Source organism: Mycetocola sp. Y171 (assembly GCF_056713165.1).
The window spans coordinates 204679-225401 of the sequence record NZ_JBWYGX010000001.1 but is presented as its reverse complement, the minus strand read 5'-3'; the positions used below and the strand labels follow the sequence as shown (position 1 = coordinate 225401).

The window sequence follows — 20723 nt, the reverse complement described above, 5'->3', positions numbered from 1 at the left end:
CCTCGCAATGCCGGAAACGGACCCCAACGTCACTCCGCGGCGCCTGCTCGTCCTCGCCGTTCCTGCCATCGCCGTCGGCGTCCTCGCCGCTCTCATCCTCTGGACCCTCGACCGCCTCTCCGACGCACTGGGGACCGTGCTCTGGACCACACTGCCCGGCGCGCTGGGCATCAATCCCTCCGGATGGTGGATCATCCTGGTGCTCACGGTCACCGGGCTCGCAGTCGGCATCGTGCTGCACCTCCTGCCGGGACACGGGGGCCCCGACACCGCCACGACGGAACTCACGGGACCGCCACTCCCACTTCTGTGGTTGCCCGGGATCGCGATCGTCACGCTCCTTGGCCTCGCCGGCGGAGTGAGCCTCGGACCCGAGAACCCGACCATCGCGATCAACTGCGCGATCGTCGTCGCGCTCTTCGCGCGGCTGATCCCACAAGTGCCTACGCAGATCGCGACGCTGCTGGCCGCCTCGGCGACAATCGGCGCGCTCTTCGGCACCCCGGTCGCCGCGGCACTCCTCTTCACCGGGCTCGTCGCCGCCGTGAAGGCCGGCGGATCACTCTGGGACCGGCTGTTCCTTCCCGTTGCCGCCGCCGGTGCCGCATCTATCACCATGCATCTGCTTGGCGCGCCGCCGTTCGCGTTCGACATGCCTGCCTACCCCGGACCGCACCCAATCGACTTCCTCACGGGAACGCTCATCGCGTGCGGTGTCGTGGTCGTCGGACTCGCCGCGCTGGCAGCCTTCCCCCTCGTCTATCGCGGCCTGCACGCGCTGCGGTATCCCATCCTCATCACCACCCTCGGCGGACTCATTCTCGGTGCGCTCGGCTTCCTGGGCGGACCGATCACGATGTTCAAGGGCCTGACGCAGATCGGCGAACTGCTGCAAAATCCCGGTCAGTACGATGCCGGTCAGCTGCTCGTCATCGCAGGAATCAAGATCGCGGCCCTGCTCGTCGCGGCCTCCGCCCTGTTCCGCGGCGGCCGGATCTTCCCCGCCACGTTCATCGGCGTCGCGCTCGGGCTCGCCGCGCATGCCCTGGTCCCGTCCATCCCGCTAGCCCTCGCCGTCGCCTGCGGCGTAGTGGGCATAGTGCTCGTCGTCGGCCGCGACGGCTGGCTCGCCCTCTTCGTTGCCGTTGCCATCGGCGGAGACATCACACTGCTGCCGGTCCTGTGCGTGATCGTACTGCCGGCGTGGCTGATGGTCTCGCAGGTCCCGGAGTTCCGGATCGCTCCGCCGGAGAAGTCCGAAGCCGGGTCCGGGGGGCGGGCCAGTGCGCCGCCGGCTACAGCGAGTGAGCGACCTACCGAGGGCGACGGGCCGAAGTCGTGAACAGTGCCGCAGACGTCGCCTCAAGCTGGCACTAAGACGAAGGGCATCTAGCGCTGCGGGATCCCGTGTGCGATGGCGCCGCAGGTTACAGTGACACTGCCAAATCGCCGCCATTCAGCGGCAAGTCACACGAGCACGCTCCTACGAAGGTGAGCCCGTGCGGGGGCTAGAGCCTCGAGTTGCCGTCCAGCATCGCCTCGTCGTGCACGATCTGGAGCGCCGTCTCGGGGAAGGATTCGCCCGGCGGACGTTCGTTTTAGCGGAAAATCGGTCGCTTCCCACTCGCGTGCGAACATCGGGTTGTGCAGGTTCTGTTCGCCGATTCCTGTGAAGGAGTGCGTGAGCTCACTGCCGCGAGGCATTGTCGTGATGCCGCCCTAGGCAGGCCTTTGCGTGCCGCTTCCGCCTCATACGATCGGGGTGATGTGCGCGGCGCGGTCCGCACTAGCCTGTGATCTATGGCACCTGATCGCAGTGTCCGTCTTCGCCGCGAGGCGTGGGGCTTCATGATCGGCTCCGTGTTCTTCGCCGTAGGGGCCGTGCCGCTCTACGCGGAGGCCGCCGGGCCGGTAGCCACAAACCTAACGTTCTTCGTAGGAGCGATCTTCTTCACACTCGCCGCCCTCATCCAGCTAGCGTTAAGCGGCCGGCGCCCGCCCCGGCGCGGCACGCACCGGGCCGACCGCTGGGACTGGTGGGCGGCGGCCGTTCAGTTCGTCGGAACACTCTTTTTCAACCTGAGCACTACCGCGGCGCTCATCACCGCAGCCAACGCCGATACGCGGGTAGGCGATGGATGGCGACCGGATGCCTTCGGCTCCATCTGCTTTCTGGTCGCCAGCGCGTTCGCGGTTGTCGCCACGACCGAGCGCGAGGGACTGTGGGACCCCCGCGCCCGCACATGGCGGTGCACCTGGTTGAACATGCTCGGCTCGGTCTTTTTCGGAGCATCCGCCGTCGGTGCCTTCCTCGTACCATCGACTGGAAGCTTCGTCAGCCTCCTCTGGGCCAACCTCGGAACGTTCCTCGGTGCTCTGTGCTTCCTCGCCGCCGCACTACTCAGCCGGCGATCCATCGCGGGGGATACAGCGCCGCGGGTCATCCCCTAGGCGCGTGACGGGGCATTGAGCCAGATCAATTGGGGGCCGATTCCCCCTAGGCTCCTGCAACGGTCCAGAGCATTAGGCGCCTCCGGAGACTGTGGGCTGGGGCGCTGGCGCCCCGGGAGCCCGTTCGCGTTGTCTGGCAGCCGATTCGGTGCCGCCGACGCGGTATTTCGCATCTCTCGCATCGACCCAGTTCCGCGAGAAATGGTTAGGTCGACCCTAGACCGGAGCCTGTGGTGACGACCGCGGAACTGTCGGAAGTGTCCCGTAGAGGGTCCCTTCACTGCGGCGGCTCGACCTATCTGCTGCTCAGAATCTGCGAGGTTCCTCTAAGGGTTCCGGATGCGGCCGCAGGCCAGTTTGCGGCCGCGCCGGTGGAGTTGCGGTCAGTGGCCAGCTCGGAGCTGTCGTTCGATCGTCCGGTAAACAGTTGACCGGGCGACGTTGAAGAGCTCGGCGATCTCCGCTGTCGAGTGAGTGCCGGCATTGTGCACTTCCATCAGGTGCTTCTGCTGCGCGTTCGAGAGCTTGGGTTGCTTGCCGCGGAGTCGCCCTTTAGCTTTGGCGACTTGCATGCCTTCGCGGGTTCGTGCCCTGATCAAATCGGATTCGAATTCAGCGACCATCGCGAGCACGTTGAAGAGCAGCCGTCCAACGGGATCGTTTGGGTCGTGGATGGACCCGCCGATGCTGAGCTTGACGTCTTTGGCGGTCAGCTCGTCGATGATGTCTTTCGCATCTCGGAGGGAGCGGGCCAGTCGATCGAGTTTCGTGACAACCAGGGTGTCGCCGCTGCGGCAAGCTGCGAGAGCTTCGCGCAGACCGGGTCGTGCTCGGTTGGTGCCGGTGAGTCCGTGGTCGGTATAGATCAGCGCTTGTCTCACGCCGAGGTGTTCGAGAGCGTTTTGTTGAGCCGTCAGATCCTGTTCGCTTGTGGATACGCGTGCGTAGCCAATCAGTAATTCAGTCATGAAGCGCAGACTGGGCCCGCCCCCTCAAAGCGGTCAAGATCCAGCACGCGGAAGATCGCGCATCTGCGCCAAGTGGAGAGGCGCGAATGGGTCGCCGCGCATCGCTCAGTGGGGTGCCTGCACGGATCTCCTTTGCTTCTGGGATGACCAATTCGGACGTTCGTGAACGTATGGCTGAACTTTACGTTCCGGTGACTGATAGCGGTGACCAGTCCGCATACGTGAACCTGCAACCGTGTGGAGAGATGCAACGGTGCTTTCGGGCATTGGGAGCTTGATGGCCTCGCCGTTCATTGAACCCGCACCGACGGTAATCATTGGGCCGCCTGCGAGCGGACACTTCCTTGGCGGGCTGGTCGCCAATCATTTAGGTTTAGGTTTTGCCACGGTCCGCAAGGAGCCGGTCGCCGCTGTCGACAGCGATCGGTGGATCGTCGTCACGACGCCACCCGACTACCAAGACCGTCATCTGAAGTTGGGACTTCGCCGAGGCATCCTCTCGCCCAACGACCGAGTTCTCGCCATCGACGACATAGTCGACACAGGGGGCCAACTCACCGCGCTCAAGCAGATTGTCGAACTCGCCGGCGCGCAATGGCTCGGCGCCTCGGTAGCGATCGACGCCTTAGATCGCAACGCTACGCGCCGTGAGCTCAACGTCCGCACAATCTTTCACAGTCGGGACCTTTGATGGCGCAGTGAGCGTCCGGCTTACGAACGCTGGTGGCTCGCTGTGATCGCTGAGCGGCGACGTTGGCCTCCGCGAGACGACAGGGTCGAGGTGGATAAGGTTCCTATTTGTATCGCCTTGAACCTTTCGGCCGCCGTCGCCACCAGGGTCGTTGACGCAACTCGGCCTGCGCGTGGGCGAGCAGGAGTTGAGTCTCGCGAAGAAGTTCTAGCGACGTCTCTTGAATTTCTCGCGACGCATCCGTCGCCGCCACTGCCTTCTCTGCCGCACGGCGGGGCAGGAGAAATTCGATAAGAAGCGTTGCTGCGGTGCCGAGCAAGACGCCTGACAGCACCAGTAGGAATTGCGCCATGGATCGCATCTCGGGAACGGTCCAGCGGACGACGAAGCCGTAAGCGATTGCGGGGAGGCGAGCTATCCGCTGATCCAGGTTGTCAGCCACCCACGGACCCTTGGGACGAAGGGAGAATTGCACGACCGCGACCCTTCCGATGTCGTTTAGGAGGACAGAGATCGTTTGCTGGTCAGGGGGGTCTGCGATGCCGTTCTGCGGTCGAGTGGAGACCTCGTTAGGGCACAGGCCAGACCCTCCCTCCTGCCGGAGGAGGGCAGGTGACGGGGTGGTGGGAGCAAGCGCTTACTTGACGGCTCCCCGAAATCCGCGCAGGATTTGTGTCCATGGGCGAGTCGCACGAGGAAATGCTTCGTCACTACGAGCCGGGCGGACTTCTGCCGCGAATCGTGGCGGGGTTGCAAGCTCTCGGCAAGGACCTGGACTCGGTCACGCACGAAGATCTCGCGCCGGCCGACGAGTTTCACTCCGCGGGACGTTCGGCCACGCGCGGATTGGTGGAGCTTGCAAAGATTCCGCCAGGATCGCGAGTGCTCGACGTGGGCAGCGGGTTGGGCGGCCCGGCGCGTTACCTCGCCGCAACTTTGGGTTGCGACGTGACAGGCATCGATCTCTCGCCTGAATTCTGCGGGGTGGCCAACGCCCTTTCTCGGATGACGCGGTTGTCCGATCGCACCCGCTTTCAGGCGGGTGATGCCCTGGAGCTTCCGTTCGCCGCGTCCAGCTTCGACGTGGTGTGGACGATACAAATGCAGATGAACATCCGGGACAAGCGCCGCCTGTATTCCGGAATCGCCCGGGTACTCAGGCCGGGCGGGCTGTTCGTCTGCCAGGAAATCTGCGCGGGGAACGGCGAGCCGATCGAGCTTCCGGTCCCATGGGCGAGCCGCCCCAACCAGAGCCATCTGGCCGATGCGGAATCCCTCCGCGGGTTGATCCGCGGTGCAGGTCTCCTGGAGCGCACCTGGCGCGACATTACCGCCGACATCGTGGCGGCGCGCAAGGCACAGCAGGCGAAGGCGCAAGCCTCGGGTGCGAGCGGCTCCAGCGCCCCTCCTCCGCTTGGAATGCATCTCGTGCTGGGAGAACAGGCAGCCGTCAAGATGAGTAACTCCGGGCGCAACACCGACGCCGGGCGCACGGTGTTCATCCAGGGCGTATTCGACAAGCCTGGCTAGTGGTCCGATCCGCTGATCCCGCTGGAAAACTCTGTCGAAAGCACGGGCGCGGCGAATCTCCATTGATCGTCCGGCGTACGGACGGGGTGCGGATTGTTTTCGGTCGCAGGTGTGCGGTGCCCACTACGGCGGCGATGCTGGAGACCGTACCCCGCTTGATGCGCGCCGTCGGTGACTTCACTCGTCATCGGTTCACCTTTCGCGCGTTCTGTGGTTGCAGGCTAGCGTACGGCTGTCTCTTGCCGTCGAGTCAGATCCCGGATTCTGTCGGGTACTCGGTGAGCTGCGCGTCGATTTCGTCCTGGTGGCGATCCGCGACGGCGTTGCGGGTAGTGGGTAGTCGCCGACATGCGCGGTGAGGTCGATCTTCCCGGCCTCGACGAGTTGGAGGATGGCGACCGCGGTGATCATCTTGTTCATCGACCCGATGCGGGAAGCGCGTCTGGAGGGTGTTCGGGATCGCGCGGTCGAGGGCGGCCAGTCCCACAGCTTGGCTGGACAGCACCTCGCCGTTTCTGGTGACCAGCACGGCGCCGCTGAATCGGTCCCGCTGCGGCCTCCTAGCGCAGGAACAGTTCGGCGGCGAGCGCGGCGACGTCGTTGGCGCTGAGCGGTCCGTCGTACAGCCGGATCTGGGACACCGCTCCGCTGGAGTCCTCGTTCGGTGTGACGGTGTCGTCGCTGAACAACCGAAGCGTGTCGTTGGCGTCGATCACGGCAATGTCGCCTGTGTCGTGGAAGGACAGGTGCCTGGCCCCGTTGACATAGGCGACCACGTTGTCGGTGGCGTCCCTGGTGAGCACGACGTGGGCGTACGAGTCCGCTTCGAGCGCCGCGCGGAGCCCGGCGGTGATCGGCCAGAACTCAATCCGTCCGTCGAAGCTGTACAGGCCGGAATCTTTCGTGGCGTTGTTGAAGTCGACGATCTTCGCATAGCCATCGAGTCGATCGAAGCGGAACACCAACTCGATCGTGTACTCGCTGCTGATCGCCACCGATGCGCGGGTGAGCTCGAGGCCGCTGCCCCGATCGAACGTCAGCACAGGGCGCGCCTGACCGAGCACTGCCTCGTCGATGAATCCAGTGGCGTGGGCACCGATCGCCGAGAGCTCCGTGGCGGCGCCAACCGAGTCGGCGAGCGAGTTTTCGAACTGATAGTCAGCCGTGACAACTGTCTGACGTGGCGCCTGGCTTTCGCGCGGCGTGGATCCGAAGAACTCGCCCTCCTCTGTCGGTCGGTACACGTCGACGACCTCATCGTGGAGCACGAATCGGACGTATGGCGTCGGCTCACCAGACGGCGTGGGTGGGATCAGGTTGGGGTCGATGTTGTAATCGGCGATGGTGTCGGCAGAAGGCGCCGTGCACTCGAACACCGAGATGTGGTTTTCCACTACCACGGCGATGCATCGCTTATTCTCCGGCTTCGTTGTGCTCCATATCTGCAGCGGCCCGTACGAGCCGTACGAGACGAAGTCCTCGACCGTCACGTCATACCTCACAAGGACTTCATCGTCGACAGGAATGGACGCATTCCCGGGTTGGCCCTGCGGAGTGAGTTGTGCGACCGATGTGCGCTGCTTCGACTCATCGACGACGAAGACACCGATGCCGATGGCTGCGGACAGCACCGCCACCGCTGCGATGACCCAGGGCAGCGAGCGGCGGCGCCGCCACCACGGTGCCGAGAGGGCTCCGACGATCGGTCCAGAGTTGGCGATCGGCGCCCCGGCGGGGTCTTGCTCGCTGACCGACCCTTCGTCAGGGTCACGCTCGGCGGACGCCCCGTTGACGGGCTGCGGGATCGATGTCGACGCAGGGCGCGACCCTTCGAGAGGCTTAGGGACCGGGACGCGTTCCGAGACACGGGCTGGGAGCGCTGCGGCGGCATCGACGACGGGGGCCCGCTCTCGACGTTGGGCGGCCTCTAGTTCGGAAAGTCGAGCCTGAGCCGCCGCATCCCCCGCGATGTCGGCATTCGGTCCGTACGCGCGTCGTCGCAGGCGCTGCAACTCGTCCGATTCCTCGAAGTCGGCCGACTCTCCCGGGGCATCCATGCCCCTGATTGTCCCCCCGGGCACACCACCGGGAAAGGGGGTGCCCGGATGAAGCCTGACGTCGCCATGACGGGATTCACTTGAGGATGGGAAGTTCGCTCGCGGCCGCGGTGTCGAGACCCCAGAAGGCCCTCGACTGAGTCGTCGCCCTGAGCCGCGGCTGGCTCGCTTGCGCCGGTAGAATGGTGACTACTCGGCGGGAAGGGACCGAAATGGCCGGCGAACGCACCTACCCCGTGCTGCCATGCGCGGACCTGGACGACGCACTCGCGTTCTACGTCGCGCTCGGGTTCACCGTGAGCTTCGAGCAGCGCCGTCCCTACCCCTGCGCGGTCGTGGAGTTGGACGACATAGCGATTCACTTGTTTGCGATGGAAGGCTTCGACCCGGCGACCTCGTACGGTAGCGCCATCATCACCGTCGCAGAGCCCGGAGAGCGCCACGACGCGTTCAAGGCGGGACTGCGGGAACGGTTCGGCAAGGTTCCGATCAAGGGTATCCCGCGCCTGCTTCCCCCGCGACGCAAGGCAGGCACCGCGACCGGGTTCTCGGTCGTGGACGTCGGCGGCAACTGGCTCCGGTTCTATCGGGCGGGCTCCTCCGAGGACGACGCGACGGAACGACGGTCCGGCCTGGGCCGGGTGATCGACGTCGCCGCGCGGCAGGGGGATTCTCGCGGCGACGACGCACAAGCGATCGCGGTGCTCGACGCAGGATTCATCCGTCATCCCGACGCGCCGCCGATCGAAGTGTTCGAGGCGCTGCTCTACCGCGCGGAACTCAAAGTACGTACCGGAGCGGACCCGGCCTCCGACCTCGCCGCCGCGAGCGCGCTGCTCGCCGAGCATGAACTCGGCGCGGAGGCAGATCGAGCGTTGATGGTCGCAGCTGAGGCAGCGCGTTCCTAGGGCCCTGCTCGGAGGCCACTGTCGTTGCGACCCAGACACACGTGCCGAGCTGAGCGTTCCACGACCGAGAAGCTGCTCATCGAGCTTCTCTAGGACGGTGACCTTCTTTGGAGGGGGTCTCTTAGTCCGGCCACGTCGACGATCCGAGGAGTCAGACGTTTTTGACGGCTGAGCCTGAGCAGCAACGAGTTCACCCGCTCACGGTTCCTTGAAGGACTGAACTCACTGATCCTCTTCGGAACCTCCAAATGGCAGGTACTTTTTCGCCGGGACCGCGAGAATGGGCCTCCGTCTGGCGCGTGCCGTGGAGAGCGTCCGCCCGCCCCGTTCGCCGTCGTTCCCATGCCGATCGTTGCGTCACGGGAGCCGTCGCTGAGCGATTCGAACCCATTGCGCACCCTGCAGGTCGCGAGGACAATGACCCCTGCAGTCGCATATGCCCGCGGTTTCTATAGAGGGAGGCCACCATCAGCGAGCGAGGTCGCCCGGTGAGCATGGAGGAGTTCCGAAGCCTCCAGCGTGACTACACCGACGCCACCGAGCAGTTCGCCGCGATGAACGAGGTGTTGACCACGCTCGGCAGGTCGGCGTCCGACCCGGACGCCGTGCTCGACACGGTCGTGGAGAGCGCCCGCCGGCTCTGCTTGGCGGCGGCCGGCCAGATCTACCTCCTCGACGGAGACCGATTCGTGCTCTCGTCCTCCGTCGGCCTCACCGGCGAGTTCCTGAGCTACGTAGCCGCCCACCCGCTCAAACTCGACCGGAAGACGCTGGTCGGGCGTGTGACCCTGGACCGCAAGATCAACCAGGTGCCCGATGCGCTCATCGACCCCGATTACGGCCGCCAGGACCTCCAGGCGATCGGCGGATACCGCACCCTCATCTCGGCACCCATGATGCTCGACGACGAGGTGGTCGGCACGCTCTCGCTCTTCCGCACAGAGGTCGAGCCGTTCGACGACCGGGCCATGGCGCTGCTGGCGGCGTTCGCCGCGCAGGCCGCGATCGTAGTGAGGAACGTGCACCTGGTACGCGCGCTCGGAGAGCGGGGCCTTGAGCTCGCCCGACGGGTCGAGCAGCTCGAGGCGCTGAGCGAGGTCGGCGGTGTCGTCAGCTCGAGCCTGGTCCTGGACGAGGTGCTCTCGAACATCATCATGAACGCCGTCCGCTTCTCCGGCTGTGACGGTGGCTCGATGATGGAGTACGTAGAGGAGGAGCGCTGCTTCTCGGTGCGGAGCGCCTACGCGAGCAGCGCGGGACTCCTGGCCGCGTTGCGCGCGACCCGGATCGAGTTGGAGACCACCCTCGTCGGCCGGTCCGCATTGGAGGGACACCCCATCGCCGTGGCCGACCTCGAAACCGTCGAGCTGGACCCGCACCTGAAACTGCTGTACGACGATGGGTGGCGATCCGTTCTCGCGGTACCCGTGCTCCGCGGTGCGCAGATCCTCGGAGCACTCGTCGTGCGACGCAAGACTCCCGGAGACTTCTCGAACGAGACGATCGAATTCCTCGAGACCTTCGCGAGCCAGTCGGCGCTGGCCGTATGGAACGCCCGCCTGTTCCGGGAGCTCGAGACCAAGTCCGCAGAGCTCCAGGTCGTCAGCCAGCACAAGTCCGAGTTCCTCGCCAGCATGTCGCACGAACTCCGCACACCGTTGAACGCGGTCATCGGCTTCTCCGAAGTGCTGCTGGAACGGATGTTCGGCGACCTCAACGAACGCCAGGACGAGTACCTCCACGACATCCTCGGTTCCGGCAGACACCTGCTCGATCTGCTCAACGACATCCTCGACCTCTCCAAGGTCGAGGCCGGACGCATGGAACTCGCCTCGTCACCGTTCTCGATCCACTCGGCCCTGGAGTACGGGATCTCCATGGTGCGGGAACGCGCAGCCCTCCACGCCATCGACGTGACCCTCGACGTCGAACCGGGACTGGCCACCATCGACTCGGACGAACTCCGCTTCAAGCAGGTGCTCCTCAACCTCCTGAGCAACGCGGTGAAGTTCACGGCTGACGGCGGCCACGTCGAAGTGGCCGCCCGTCACGACGGGCCCGATCTCACGATCACCGTCACGGACAACGGGACCGGCATCCCACCCGAGGACCGGGAACGCATCTTCGAGTCGTTCCAGCAGGGTGGACGCGGTGCGGGACGGAAGGAGGGGACCGGCCTCGGCCTCACCCTGTGCCGGAGGATCGTCTCGCTCCTCGGCGGCAGGATGTGGCTCGAGACGGAGGTCGGGGTGGGCAGCACCTTCGGCTTCAGCGTTCCGATGAGCGGTGCGGCGGAGGAGCATCCGGCGGCGCACGTCGACACGACGCACCTTCCCGTCGTGGTCGTCATCGACGACGACCGGGCATCCCTCGACCTGATGACGGCGTACCTCGAAGGGCTCGGCGTCCAGGTGCTCCTCGCCCGCGACGGGCAGGAGGGACTCGATCTGATCCGCGCCGTAGGACCGGCCGCAGTCGTGCTCGACATCCGACTGCCGGGGATGGATGGCTGGGAAGTGCTCACTCGGATGCGTGAAGACGAGGCCACGCGGGCGGTACCCGTGATCGTCGTCTCGATCCTCGACGAGAAGGCGCGTGGCATCAGGCTCGGTGCGACGGACTACCTGATCAAGCCCGTGAGCCGGGATGCGCTCGTCGGCGCACTGCGGCGGTCGGGAGGACTTCATGCCGAGTCACCAACGGCACCAGGCGGTCGCGAGGCCGTACCGTCGAAGGGAGCGCTCTGATGTCCGGTCATCGCATCCTCGTGGTGGAGGACAACCCGCTCAACCTCAAGCTCGTTCGAGACGTGCTGACCGCATTCGGCTACGAGGTGGTGGAGGCGCAGTCCGGCGAAGAGGGGGTGGCGCTCGCCCGAACCTGTTCTCCCGACCTGGTGCTTATGGATCTTCAGTTGCCGGGTATCGACGGCTACGAAGCGCTCCGATTGCTCCGGCAGGATCCCGGATTCGGCGATGTTCCGGTGGTCGCCGTCACCGCGTTCGCCATGACGACGGACCGGGAGCGCACCTCCCGTGAGGGCTTCGACGGCTACCTCGGCAAGCCGATCAGTGTGCGGGAGCTGCCCGACCAAGTCAGGGGCTTCCTGGAAAACGGGCGATCCGATGGCCGCTGACGCCATCACCATCCTCGCCGTGGATGACCTGCCCCAGAACCTCAGGCTGCTCGATGCCGTCCTCAGCCCCCGCGGCTATCGGCTGCTCACGGCGACGTCCGGCGAGGAGGCACTCGCGATGCTGCCGACATCAGGTGCCGACCTCGTGCTCCTCGACATCGTGATGCCGGGGATCGACGGCTATGAGGTCTGTCGCCGCATCCGGAGCAGCCCGGGCTTCGAATTCCTGCCTGTGGTGATGATCACGGCGAGCGGCGACCAGGAGAAGCTCAGCGCCATCGAGGCCGGAGCGGATGACTTCGTGAGCAAGCCGTTCAACCAGGGCGAACTACTCGCTCGCATCGCTTCTTTGGCCAAGGTCAAGCGCTACCAGGACACCATCGAACGGCAGGCGGCGGAGCTCACCCGGTGGAACGTCGAGCTCGAGGCCCGCGTCAGCGCCCAGGTGGATGAGCTCCAGAAGGTCAACCGGCTGCGCCGTTTCCTGTCGCCTCAGCTGGTGGATCTGTTGATCGACTCCGGCGACGAGGCATTCCTCGGCAGCCATCGTCGCGAGATCGTCGTCGTCTTCTGCGACCTCAGGGGATTCACTCCCTTCGCCGAGGCGAGCGAGCCGGAAGAGGTGATGGGAGTCCTCGCCGAGTATCACGCCGCGCTCGGCGCGTTGATTCACGAATACGAGGGCACCCTGGAACGCTTCACGGGCGATGGGCTGATGGTGTTCTTCAACGACCCGCTGCCCTGCGACGACGCGGCCGAACGCGCTGTCTCGATGGCTGTCGCGATGCGGGATCGGGTCGCCGACCTAGCTGCGGGATGGGCCAGGCAGGGCAACGACCTCGGTTTCGGCGTCGGTATCGCCCAAGGCTTCGCCACGCTCGGCCGGATCGGCTTCGAGGGGCGGTTCGACTACGCCGCGATCGGGAGCGTGACCAATCTGGCAGCACGCCTCTGTGCAGAAGCCGGCCCCGGGCAGATCCTCGTCGCCCAGCGGGTGTTCTCAGCCGCAGAGGGCGTGGCATCCGGTAACCCGGTGGGCGAACTCGAGTTGAGGGGCTTCAGCCGTCCGATCCGGGCATTCGAGGTCACCGGTATCGATGAGACGAAGGCAGGAGTGAGCACATGACGAGACTCGAGAGCGCGGCGGTGGCCCGCGCGGCCACGACCTTGGCCGACCTCGATGGCGAAGCCCGCAGCGCCCGGTTCCGAATGCTGCAGGACCGCATGGGATCGGTGTGGCATTCGATGAAGCTCGACTTCGACGACGAGTCGGTCATTGTCGTGCCGTCGGTCACGCTGAGCACGGCGGTTCCGGGCAGCGGCAGCATGGCTCAGGCGTTCGAAGAGCGTTTCCTCTTCCTCCTCCTGCTGCTGCGCCAGCCGAGGCTGCGGATGGTCTACGTGACCTCGATGCCCATCGATCAGCGGATCATCGAGTACTACCTCGCTCTGCTTCCTGGAGTCATTCCGAGTCATGCCCTGGCCAGGCTCTCGATGGTGTCTGTGGGCGACTCGTCTCCTCGACCGTTGAGCGAGAAGCTGCTCGAGCGGCCCAGGATGCTCGCCAGGATCGCCGCGCTGGTCCCGAACCGGGCGCACAGCCACCTGATCCCGTACAACACGACCGAGCTCGAACGTGACATCGCCCTCACCCTCGGCGTCCCGATGTACGGTGCAGACCCGCGCCTCTCCGGTCTCGGAACCAAGACCGGCTGCCGGAGGCTTTTCGGCGAGGTCGGCGTGCCGTATCCGCTCGGCGCCGAGGATCTGCACGGTCTCGACGATGTCGTCGACGCGATCGGAGAACTTCTGACCAGGCGACCGGGTATGAGCCAGGTGATCGTGAAACTCAATGAAGGGGTCTCCGGTGCCGGCAATGCGCTCGTCGATCTCGTCGGGATCGCAGATCTCCCAGCGCCGGACCGACGCGCGACGATCGCAGAACGCGTCAGGGGGATGCAGTTGGAGTCGCCGGACACTCCGTTCGAGGCTTACGTGGCCAAGCTCGAATCCGACGGCGGAATCGTGGAGGAACGCATCATCGGCGAGGGTCTGCTGAGCCCGAGCGTGCAATTGCGCGCGTTGCCGGACGGCACCGTCGAACTCCTCTCCACACACGATCAACTCCTTGGCGGGGCCAGTGGTCAGAGCTATCTGGGATGTACCTTTCCGGCCGATCCGGCTTACTCGCGACTGATCAGCGAGCCGGCGATGGCGATCGGAGAGCGGCTAGCGGCCGAGGGGGTGCTCGGGCGGTTCGCGGTCGACTTCGTAGTGGTGCGGGACGCGGCGGGCGAATGGTCCGCGTACGCGATCGAGCTCAATCTGCGCAAGGGCGGTACGACGCATCCGTTCCTCACACTCCAGTTCCTGACCGATGGCCGGTACGACCAGGAATCGGGTCGGTACGTCACCCCCGATGGCGCCGAGAAGCACCTCGTCGCCACAGATCATCTCGAGGCGGTCGAGCTGCGGGGACTCTCGGTCGGCGACCTGTTCGACGTCGTCGCCAGGCACGGTCTCCACTACGATCAATCGCGCCAGTCAGGCATCGTCTTCCACATGATCAGCTGCATCACCGAGCACGGCCGTGTCGGGATGACGGCAGTCGGTGACACGCCGGCGCAGGCGATGGAACTGTACGAGCGCGCGCGACGCGTGCTGTTGGACGAAGCCACGGTCGGTGGCATGGAGAGTACACTCCCGGAGTAGAGGGAGGCTCCGTGGATCGGCTCTGGTACGTCGCGTACGGCACGAACCTGAGTCTTGCCCGCTTCCGGTGCTACATCGTCGGTGGACGACCTGTCGGCGGATCCCGCACCTATCCCGGGTGTCGCGACCGGACCGAACCCGGTGGCGACGTCGACCTGGACATCCCCGGTGCGCTCTCCTTCACCGGTCGTTCGAGCGTCTGGGGTGGCGGTATGGCGGTCTACGATGCACAAGCGCAGGGAATGGTGGCTGGCCGGGCGTACCTCCTAGCCGGGCAGCAGTTGGCGGATGTGCTCGCGCAGGAGACGCGCCAGCACCCTGGAGTCGACCTCGATCTCTCTGCCCTGCATCGCGCCGGGCGACTGGCCGTCGGGCCCGGTCGCTATCAGACCCTGATCCGTGTAGGCACCCGTGCGCGCCTCCCGGTGGTGACTTTCACGAGCGCCGCGGCGGGGGAGCGGGACCTCGCAGCACCCGCCGAGTCCTATCTGCGCGTGATGGCGGCTGGACTGCGTGAGTCGCGGAACTGGTCACCCGCGCGCATCGGCGCCTACCTGGCCGGGATCGCGGGAGCCGACCGGGCCTGGACGTCCGCCGCGATCGAGGCGATCGCCGCGTAGGTGGACCGCTGAGGTCCGGTGGCAACGCGAGCGCGGCATAGCCGGCGGCGCTTGTGCGGTTAGGGATCGCTGGGGCGACGCGGGCTGTCCCGCTGAGGGTTCGGCTATCCGACTGACGCGCCCTGTCCACAGGCCAGGCTGGTGGCTCGGACGGCTTACTCATCAATCCCCGCGATCCGGATGTCGAGCGCAACAAGGGCAGCGCAGGACAGGTCACCACCGATGCAGAATGTCCGGGCGTTCCAAAACCGCGTTCGGTAGCACAGTATGTGATCAGCTTCCATCCCCATGCAGTTTCGTCGCAGGAAACGTAGCTTTGGTGTCGCGAAGATCTTGCAGCTCCAGCCCGGACCCCGTTGTGTGCAGCGTTTCCGACTTTGCGCGGACTTCATCCGCCCATCCAACGAAAGCGAAACTATGTCTAACAACGCACGCACCTCCAACCAGAACGTCACCACGACCCGTCGTGCTGTCGAATCTAAAGCAGCCTTCAAGACCACCGAGTTCTACGTGTGGCTCATTGTGTCTGTTGCAATCCTCATCGCGGCAGCAGTCACCGACAACGGCGATGACGGCCAGGGTTTCGGAGCAGACCACGCCTGGCAGTACGTCGCTTTCGTCACAGTTGGCTACCTGATCAGCCGCGGCCTCGCGAAGTCCGGTACGCGCGGACACGAGGACAACGACAACAACGGCCACTAGGCAGCTTTTGCCGCAGCGAAGGCCGTTCTCCGATCTGGGGGACGGCCTTCGCCGCGATCGCGTCATCCGTGGCATCGGGGACCGACGCCATCTGCCCTCGACCGACGAGTTCGCTGCGCCTTGGACGTCCGTCTTGCGGGCGATTACCTGGTTTCCGCGTTCGCGTTAGTGGAGACCGCTTCAGGCGGTACTCAGGTGCTGAATTTTCTTGAAGAAGCGTTCGGTATCAGATTTACTGGTTGGCACACGTAAGGAGGCACGCTTCCTGACCTTCTTGAACTCGTTCCCCTACAACGCCGGAGGATGGGCTTGATGACTTCACACGTGACCAAACCGCTCACTCCCGAAACCTTCCCGGCGTGGCTGGCGCTCGCGCAGAAGCACAACGGAGTCTGGGGCGGGTGCTATTGCTCGTATTTCCATGACGACACGGAGCACACCATCAAGAGCGAGTACGACGGGCCGACGTTCAAACAGAGACTCGTGGCGGAGGGCGTCGCGCACGCCGCGCTCGTCTTCGACGGCGACGACGCGATCGGGTGGTGCGAGTACGGCAGCCCGGTCGAACTGCCGCGCATCTACCACCGCAGGGAGTACGACGCAGGGGAGACCGAGCCGGCGCCGTGGCGCATCACATGCTTCTTCGTCGACCGCGACCACCGACGTTCGGGCGTGGCGCGGGAGGCGCTGGATGGCGCGCTCGAGCTGATCGCGCGGGCTGGCGGTGGCGAGGTGGTTTCGTTCCCCAACGAACTCGCGCCGGGCCAGAGGACGTCGTCCTCGTTTCTCCACAACGGCACGAGGGCCATGTTCGAGAAGGCGGGATTCACGTTCGAGCGTCACATTGGCAAGAGCAAGACCGTGATGCGTAAGACGGTCCCGCCGACCCGCGGCTGATGCCTTGTTCACGCGGGCCGGCCGCGACGTCAGGCCCACCTCGCAGCGCCTTCGGCCGCCGCCGCCTTGAAACCCCGCAACATCGACACTCAGAAAGCTCGAAGGCAGCGACTACTCCGGGACTTTCCTGAACGACTCGAGAGAATCGCCGCCGACAACTCAACCACTTTCACCCGGGCTGCCCGGCCGGTTGATGGTTCCGCCAGGTGGGATGATCTTCACGGGCGCGTCTCGACGCGAATGCCCGTATCGGTTGCAGCGATTGTGCAGTAGGTCAGATCGGGAATCACAGCATGGGCAGAACCCAGGACGTCTGGAGACTGCGACGTGGCGACTGCCAGTACCCTCGCGCCTGAGGCAAGGCCCGCCACGAGGCCGGCTGGCGCGTCTTCGATGACGAGGCAATTTGACGGGGTCCGACCCAGCGCAGCCGCGGCTTTCATATAGCCTTCCGGATCCGGTTTGCCGTGGGTCACGTCTTCAGCGGCGATCAAGACCGGAGGGATCGGCAGTCCGGCGACGGTAAGTCGCGCGCGCATAAGCTCCTGCGATCCAGAGGTAACGGCAGCCCACCGGTCCGGTGGCAGCTTCATCAGCAGGTCCAGCACGGCAGGTAGTGCGACGACGCCATCCAAATCGTCCAGTTCCAGCTGAGTGAGTTCTGCAGCGCCGGCCGCGCACTCAGATTCGGGGAGGAACTCGGCAACGGTGTCCTCCGTCCGTCGGCCGTGGCACACCGCAAGAATCGCGTTGACGTCCAGTCCGTGCCTGGAGGCCCAGGTGTTCCACGTCCGCTCGACCACTGGCGTGGAGTCCACGAGAGTGCCATCGATATCGAACAGAAGTGCTTCCACGTCAAACTGCATGGTTCGACGGTACCGTTAGCAAATCCACCGCTGTCGGAGCTCAACGCGAAAGGCGTGAATGGATCGCTGATCCGTGGAGAAATCAGACGATGCGCATGCCAATCACACGCAGCGTCGGTTTGAGCCCGCTGAGGGTTCCTTGCGAGAATCACGAGCGCAGTAAAGCTCGCGATCCGCTTCACCGAATGGAGCCTCGCTTAGCGATCGCCTTGGATTCGCGTTGCCGGGACTTTTTCGAGCTGCGTCCAGCCACGCCACCCGCGTTCCTCGAGGATCGCCAGCAGCCGTCGAGCGACCGGTGCGGACTCGGTCATGGCCGCGTCCAGCAGGGCCAAGAGCGGATCCGTCTGATCGGCGCCGACAATTTCCAACTCACCGCTCTGAACAGCGCGGATGCGGAGTTGCTCGACGAGGTCGGCGAGTTCGACAACTCGCGGATCGTCCGCCGACCAATCAGGCGCAGAGCCGAGGAGGCGATAGAGCCGCGTCATATCAGGGTCCTGGTCTAGATGGCGGTTCTTCTCGGCGATCACGGAGTCGATGATTTGCGGATACTGCGCGGCGAGCATGATCCAGGCGTCCCTTTCGAGCTCGATGTACGCCTCGCCGATACCGAGCGCGCGCAGCCGGTTCAGGTAGTCCACGACGCTCTGGGGGAGGGTCAGGTGATCGCCGGCGGCAAGCATGGCGATTCGCTTGCGGTTTTTCTGGAGGCGACGGATGTCGGCGCTTAAGGCATGGTCGATCTCTTCGACAGCACGAGTGAACTCATCCGGGCCGGCGACGAGGAGCTCCTGTACTCGCGCAAGTGGCACACCCGCATCCGCCAGCACGCGGATGCGGATCAGCCGCACGACGGCGGCTGCGTCGTAGCTGCGGTAGCCGGAGTGGTCGCGTCCGGGCTCGGCGAGCAGGCCGATCTGGTGGTAGTGACGGACTGTGCGCACCGTCACTCCGGCGTACGACGCCAGTTGGCTGATCGTGAGCATGGCCCCATCCTGCCTCAATGGACGACGCCGCGGACCGCCTCGGCGACTTCGCGGTAGTCCTTGCGGAGGATCGCGCCGTGATTGCTCGCGACCTTCGCGTGGATCGTGATGTGTGGGTTGCGGTCGGCCACCGCAGGCACGCTCGCGCGGATCTTTTCCTGCCCATCGCCTTTGCTACCGAACGACGTTCCGGACGCGAGGACGTATCGGGTCGGGACAGTGATCCTATCCATCACCGGACCGAGTTCCCGTTCGCGCGCGAGCTTGCCCACTTCAATGTTGCATTCGGCCATCTCCGGCGCGGTCATCCGGGGCGTCAGTCCGGTCACGCGGAGTGGCACCATCAGCCACCGCATCCGCCGGAAGATCTTCCGGATGCCCTGCTCCATCTCATCGGTGAGCCAGTCGTTTGGCTGCGCGCCGTCGACGAGCACTGCTCCGATCGCCCGGTTCGGATTGCGACTCGTCCAGTGCGCGGCGACGAACGCGCCGTACGACCACCCGACCACGAGGGTTCGGTCGATGCCCCGAGCGTCGAGCACGGCATCGACATCGCGGACGCTTGCCTCGAAGGAATAGTCCGCGGAACGCCCCGACTTCCGCCCGCGGGCTCGCTCGTCGTAGGTGATGTGCCGCCACCCCGGCCCCAACTCGCCGATGACCCGCCGCCAGTATCCCTGGGTGGCAAACTGTCCGTTGAGGTAGACCACGGTGGGCCCTGAGCCCCCTGAATCGGTGACGGCAAGAGCGGTGTCATCCACCGGCACCATGCCGGTCCAGGGCTGGGTCGTGCTGATCGTGGGTGTCCCCACTCGCCCTCTGCGTCGTGTTGCCTTCTGCTTCATGCCATCCAGCGTGCAGGGTTGACGCAACGTCAGGGTCAAGCCGTCAGAGTGCGAATCCCGCGAGTTCTTATTAGGACTGCCCAAACTCGTGTATCTCGACCTGCCTCTCACACGGCATACAGGAATCAAGTTCTGGAGTACGCCTCACGCAGCCAAGTGTTCGCGGAACTCGCGAACGCGCTACAAAGATCGCGACAGAAAGAGACGGGCGAGCTTGTCCAGACATTCGTCGAGGCCGGCTTGCGACATGTCCCGGGCCCCCTGGTCGGTGTAACCGTATTCGGTGACACTCACTTTGCTGTGGCTGTCTTCGAGTCGTTCGAAGGTGACTACATGTGGGACGGCGTCGGGCACACCGCCCGGGATGCCAGCGTCGGCAGGGCTGATGTTTCGTCCATCGGCGGTGGAGAACCGCATGTCGTATTCGAGCCGATTCGGCGGGTCTACCAACGTGTATGTCCAGGTGTTGTACATCTCGGCGCCGCCGAATTCCGCTGGGGCCCGCATCGCGATGAGGGAGACGCCGCCGCTTCTGACGTCGAGATCCGCAACTGGGCAAGTGAAGCCGGCAGGCCCCCACCACTGCTTGACCACACTGGGCTCGGTCCAGGCCGCATAGGCCGCTTCAACCGGCACCGGGAACACCCTCGTAGACCGGACCTCGAATGTCGGATGAGAGCTGCTCATGGCCTTGCCTTTTCAGTATGATAATCGTAGTGAAATGACGCTATCACTACGAGTATGAATGTCAAGAGGTCTGAGTGAAACGGACGAACGGAAAATCGCACTGCCCGATCAACTTCGGTTTGGAGGCCTTCGGCGACCCGTGGTCACTGCTCGTGATCCGCGACATCGTCTACTTCGGCAAGCGCTCCTTCAAGGAATTCCTGGCCGCCGAAGAGCGCATCGCCCCGAGCGTGCTGGCAGCCCGGCTCGCTCAGCTTGAAGACAACGCCATCCTCAGCCGGGCCCCCGACCCCTCCGATTCCCGACGGATCATCTACAGCCTCACCGAGCGCGGTCTCGCACTCATCCCCATCCTGCTCGAGATTGCTCACTGGAGCGCCCAAATCGACCCCGACACTGACGCGCCGCCTGAATGGATCGCAGTCGTCAATCACGACAAGGCAGCCATGACCGCCCTGATAATCAAAACCGTCCGCGACGGTGGCAGCATCTTCGGCGGCGCCGACAGTGTGATCGCCTCTCTGCCGACTTCACGAGGGACATAGGGGGTCGGGTGGGCCGCTGCGCGAAGCGACTGCCGTTTGGAACGTCCGCCTAGGCGCCGGGGTCACGATCCCCGGCTGTGGGCCTTCCCGCTGAGCGTTGATCATCCGGCGTAGCGGAG

The 20723-nt window shown here is 65.0% G+C and carries 21 protein-coding genes; 13 read left to right on the top strand and 8 right to left on the bottom strand.

Annotated features, from left to right (window positions below; translation table 11 throughout):
- The first annotated feature begins 7 nt into the window (after window positions 1-7).
- Together AC1M2K_RS01140 and AC1M2K_RS01135 are read left to right on the top strand one after the other, a co-directional pair.
- Entirely contained in the window at window positions 8-1342 is a 1335-nt protein-coding gene (locus AC1M2K_RS01140; RefSeq protein WP_480239509.1) for an ion channel protein, read from the top strand.
- Window positions 1343-1800: 458 nt separating this feature from the next.
- Complete coding sequence (locus AC1M2K_RS01135; RefSeq protein ID WP_480239508.1) at window positions 1801-2451, top strand: hypothetical protein; 651 nt, start codon at window positions 1801-1803, stop codon at window positions 2449-2451.
- Window positions 2452-2834: 383 nt separating this feature from the next.
- Here AC1M2K_RS01135 and AC1M2K_RS01130 read toward each other — a convergent pair whose 3' ends face one another.
- Window positions 2835-3419 carry a recombinase family protein gene (locus AC1M2K_RS01130; RefSeq protein WP_480239507.1) on the bottom strand — a complete coding sequence of 195 codons (585 nt, stop codon included), beginning with the start codon at window positions 3417-3419 and terminating at the stop codon, window positions 2835-2837.
- A gap of 277 nt (window positions 3420-3696) precedes the next feature.
- On the opposite strand from AC1M2K_RS01130, the gene AC1M2K_RS01125 reads away from it, so the two are divergent.
- Window positions 3697-4110: a phosphoribosyltransferase family protein gene (locus tag AC1M2K_RS01125; protein WP_480239506.1), complete on the top strand. Its 414-nt coding sequence runs from the start codon at window positions 3697-3699 to the stop codon at window positions 4108-4110.
- Between the two features lie 103 nt (window positions 4111-4213).
- Here AC1M2K_RS01125 and AC1M2K_RS01120 read toward each other — a convergent pair whose 3' ends face one another.
- Window positions 4214-4552: a hypothetical protein gene (locus AC1M2K_RS01120; protein WP_480239505.1), complete on the bottom strand. Its 339-nt coding sequence runs from the start codon at window positions 4550-4552 to the stop codon at window positions 4214-4216.
- A gap of 236 nt (window positions 4553-4788) precedes the next feature.
- Between AC1M2K_RS01120 and AC1M2K_RS01115 the strand changes: the two genes are divergently transcribed.
- Entirely contained in the window at window positions 4789-5640 is an 852-nt protein-coding gene (locus AC1M2K_RS01115; RefSeq protein ID WP_480239504.1) for an SAM-dependent methyltransferase, read from the top strand.
- Window positions 5641-5832: 192 nt separating this feature from the next.
- On the opposite strand, the gene AC1M2K_RS01110 is transcribed toward AC1M2K_RS01115, so the two are convergent.
- Together AC1M2K_RS01110 and AC1M2K_RS01105 are read right to left on the bottom strand one after the other, a co-directional pair.
- Window positions 5833-6069 (bottom strand): serine hydrolase, encoded by a 237-nt coding sequence (locus tag AC1M2K_RS01110; protein WP_480240791.1) that lies wholly within the window; start codon window positions 6067-6069, stop codon window positions 5833-5835.
- A 131-nt stretch (window positions 6070-6200) separates the two neighbouring features.
- Complete coding sequence (locus AC1M2K_RS01105) at window positions 6201-7697, bottom strand: LamG-like jellyroll fold domain-containing protein (protein WP_480239503.1); 1497 nt, start codon at window positions 7695-7697, stop codon at window positions 6201-6203.
- A gap of 212 nt (window positions 7698-7909) precedes the next feature.
- On the opposite strand from AC1M2K_RS01105, the gene AC1M2K_RS01100 reads away from it, so the two are divergent.
- The 8 genes from AC1M2K_RS01100 to AC1M2K_RS01065 all read left to right on the top strand — a co-directional run bounded on the left by AC1M2K_RS01100 (window position 7910) and on the right by AC1M2K_RS01065 (window position 16672).
- Window positions 7910-8605: a VOC family protein gene (locus tag AC1M2K_RS01100; protein WP_480239502.1), complete on the top strand. Its 696-nt coding sequence runs from the start codon at window positions 7910-7912 to the stop codon at window positions 8603-8605.
- Window positions 8606-9099: 494 nt separating this feature from the next.
- Window positions 9100-11352: an ATP-binding protein gene (locus AC1M2K_RS01095; protein ID WP_480240790.1), complete on the top strand. Its 2253-nt coding sequence runs from the start codon at window positions 9100-9102 to the stop codon at window positions 11350-11352.
- Complete coding sequence (locus AC1M2K_RS01090) at window positions 11352-11741, top strand: response regulator (RefSeq protein WP_480239501.1); 390 nt, start codon at window positions 11352-11354, stop codon at window positions 11739-11741. Before AC1M2K_RS01095 ends, AC1M2K_RS01090 begins: the two co-directional genes overlap by 1 nt.
- The gene (locus tag AC1M2K_RS01085) at window positions 11731-12867 is read left to right on the top strand and encodes an adenylate/guanylate cyclase domain-containing protein (RefSeq protein WP_480239500.1); all 1137 of its coding nucleotides are present in this window, start codon (window positions 11731-11733) and stop codon (window positions 12865-12867) included. Before AC1M2K_RS01090 ends, AC1M2K_RS01085 begins: the two co-directional genes overlap by 11 nt.
- Complete coding sequence (locus tag AC1M2K_RS01080; protein WP_480239499.1) at window positions 12864-14453, top strand: peptide ligase PGM1-related protein; 1590 nt, start codon at window positions 12864-12866, stop codon at window positions 14451-14453. Before AC1M2K_RS01085 ends, AC1M2K_RS01080 begins: the two co-directional genes overlap by 4 nt.
- 11 nt (window positions 14454-14464) lie before the next feature.
- Window positions 14465-15073: a histone deacetylase gene (locus AC1M2K_RS01075; protein ID WP_480239498.1), complete on the top strand. Its 609-nt coding sequence runs from the start codon at window positions 14465-14467 to the stop codon at window positions 15071-15073.
- 417 nt (window positions 15074-15490) lie between these two features.
- Window positions 15491-15775, top strand: coding sequence for a hypothetical protein (locus AC1M2K_RS01070; RefSeq protein ID WP_480237577.1), 285 nt, complete (start codon window positions 15491-15493; stop codon window positions 15773-15775).
- A 312-nt stretch (window positions 15776-16087) separates the two neighbouring features.
- Window positions 16088-16672 (top strand): GNAT family N-acetyltransferase, encoded by a 585-nt coding sequence (locus AC1M2K_RS01065; protein ID WP_480239497.1) that lies wholly within the window; start codon window positions 16088-16090, stop codon window positions 16670-16672.
- Between the two features lie 218 nt (window positions 16673-16890).
- Here the strand turns inward: AC1M2K_RS01065 and AC1M2K_RS01060 are convergent, their stop codons facing one another.
- The 4 genes from AC1M2K_RS01060 to AC1M2K_RS01045 all read right to left on the bottom strand — a co-directional run bounded on the left by AC1M2K_RS01060 (window position 16891) and on the right by AC1M2K_RS01045 (window position 20008).
- On the bottom strand, window positions 16891-17538 hold the full coding sequence (locus AC1M2K_RS01060) for an HAD-IA family hydrolase (RefSeq protein ID WP_480239496.1): 648 nt from the start codon (window positions 17536-17538) through the stop codon (window positions 16891-16893).
- A gap of 197 nt (window positions 17539-17735) precedes the next feature.
- Window positions 17736-18527 (bottom strand): helix-turn-helix domain-containing protein, encoded by a 792-nt coding sequence (locus tag AC1M2K_RS01055; protein WP_480239495.1) that lies wholly within the window; start codon window positions 18525-18527, stop codon window positions 17736-17738.
- Between the two features lie 14 nt (window positions 18528-18541).
- On the bottom strand, window positions 18542-19372 hold the full coding sequence (locus tag AC1M2K_RS01050; protein WP_480239494.1) for an alpha/beta fold hydrolase: 831 nt from the start codon (window positions 19370-19372) through the stop codon (window positions 18542-18544).
- A gap of 180 nt (window positions 19373-19552) precedes the next feature.
- A complete protein-coding gene (locus AC1M2K_RS01045) occupies window positions 19553-20008 on the bottom strand; it encodes an SRPBCC family protein (protein ID WP_480239493.1) in 456 nt (151 codons plus the stop codon).
- 125 nt (window positions 20009-20133) lie between these two features.
- Here AC1M2K_RS01045 and AC1M2K_RS01040 point away from each other — a divergent pair, with 125 nt between their 5' ends.
- Window positions 20134-20604 (top strand): winged helix-turn-helix transcriptional regulator, encoded by a 471-nt coding sequence (locus AC1M2K_RS01040; RefSeq protein ID WP_480239492.1) that lies wholly within the window; start codon window positions 20134-20136, stop codon window positions 20602-20604.
- The last annotated feature ends 119 nt before the right edge of the window (window positions 20605-20723 follow it).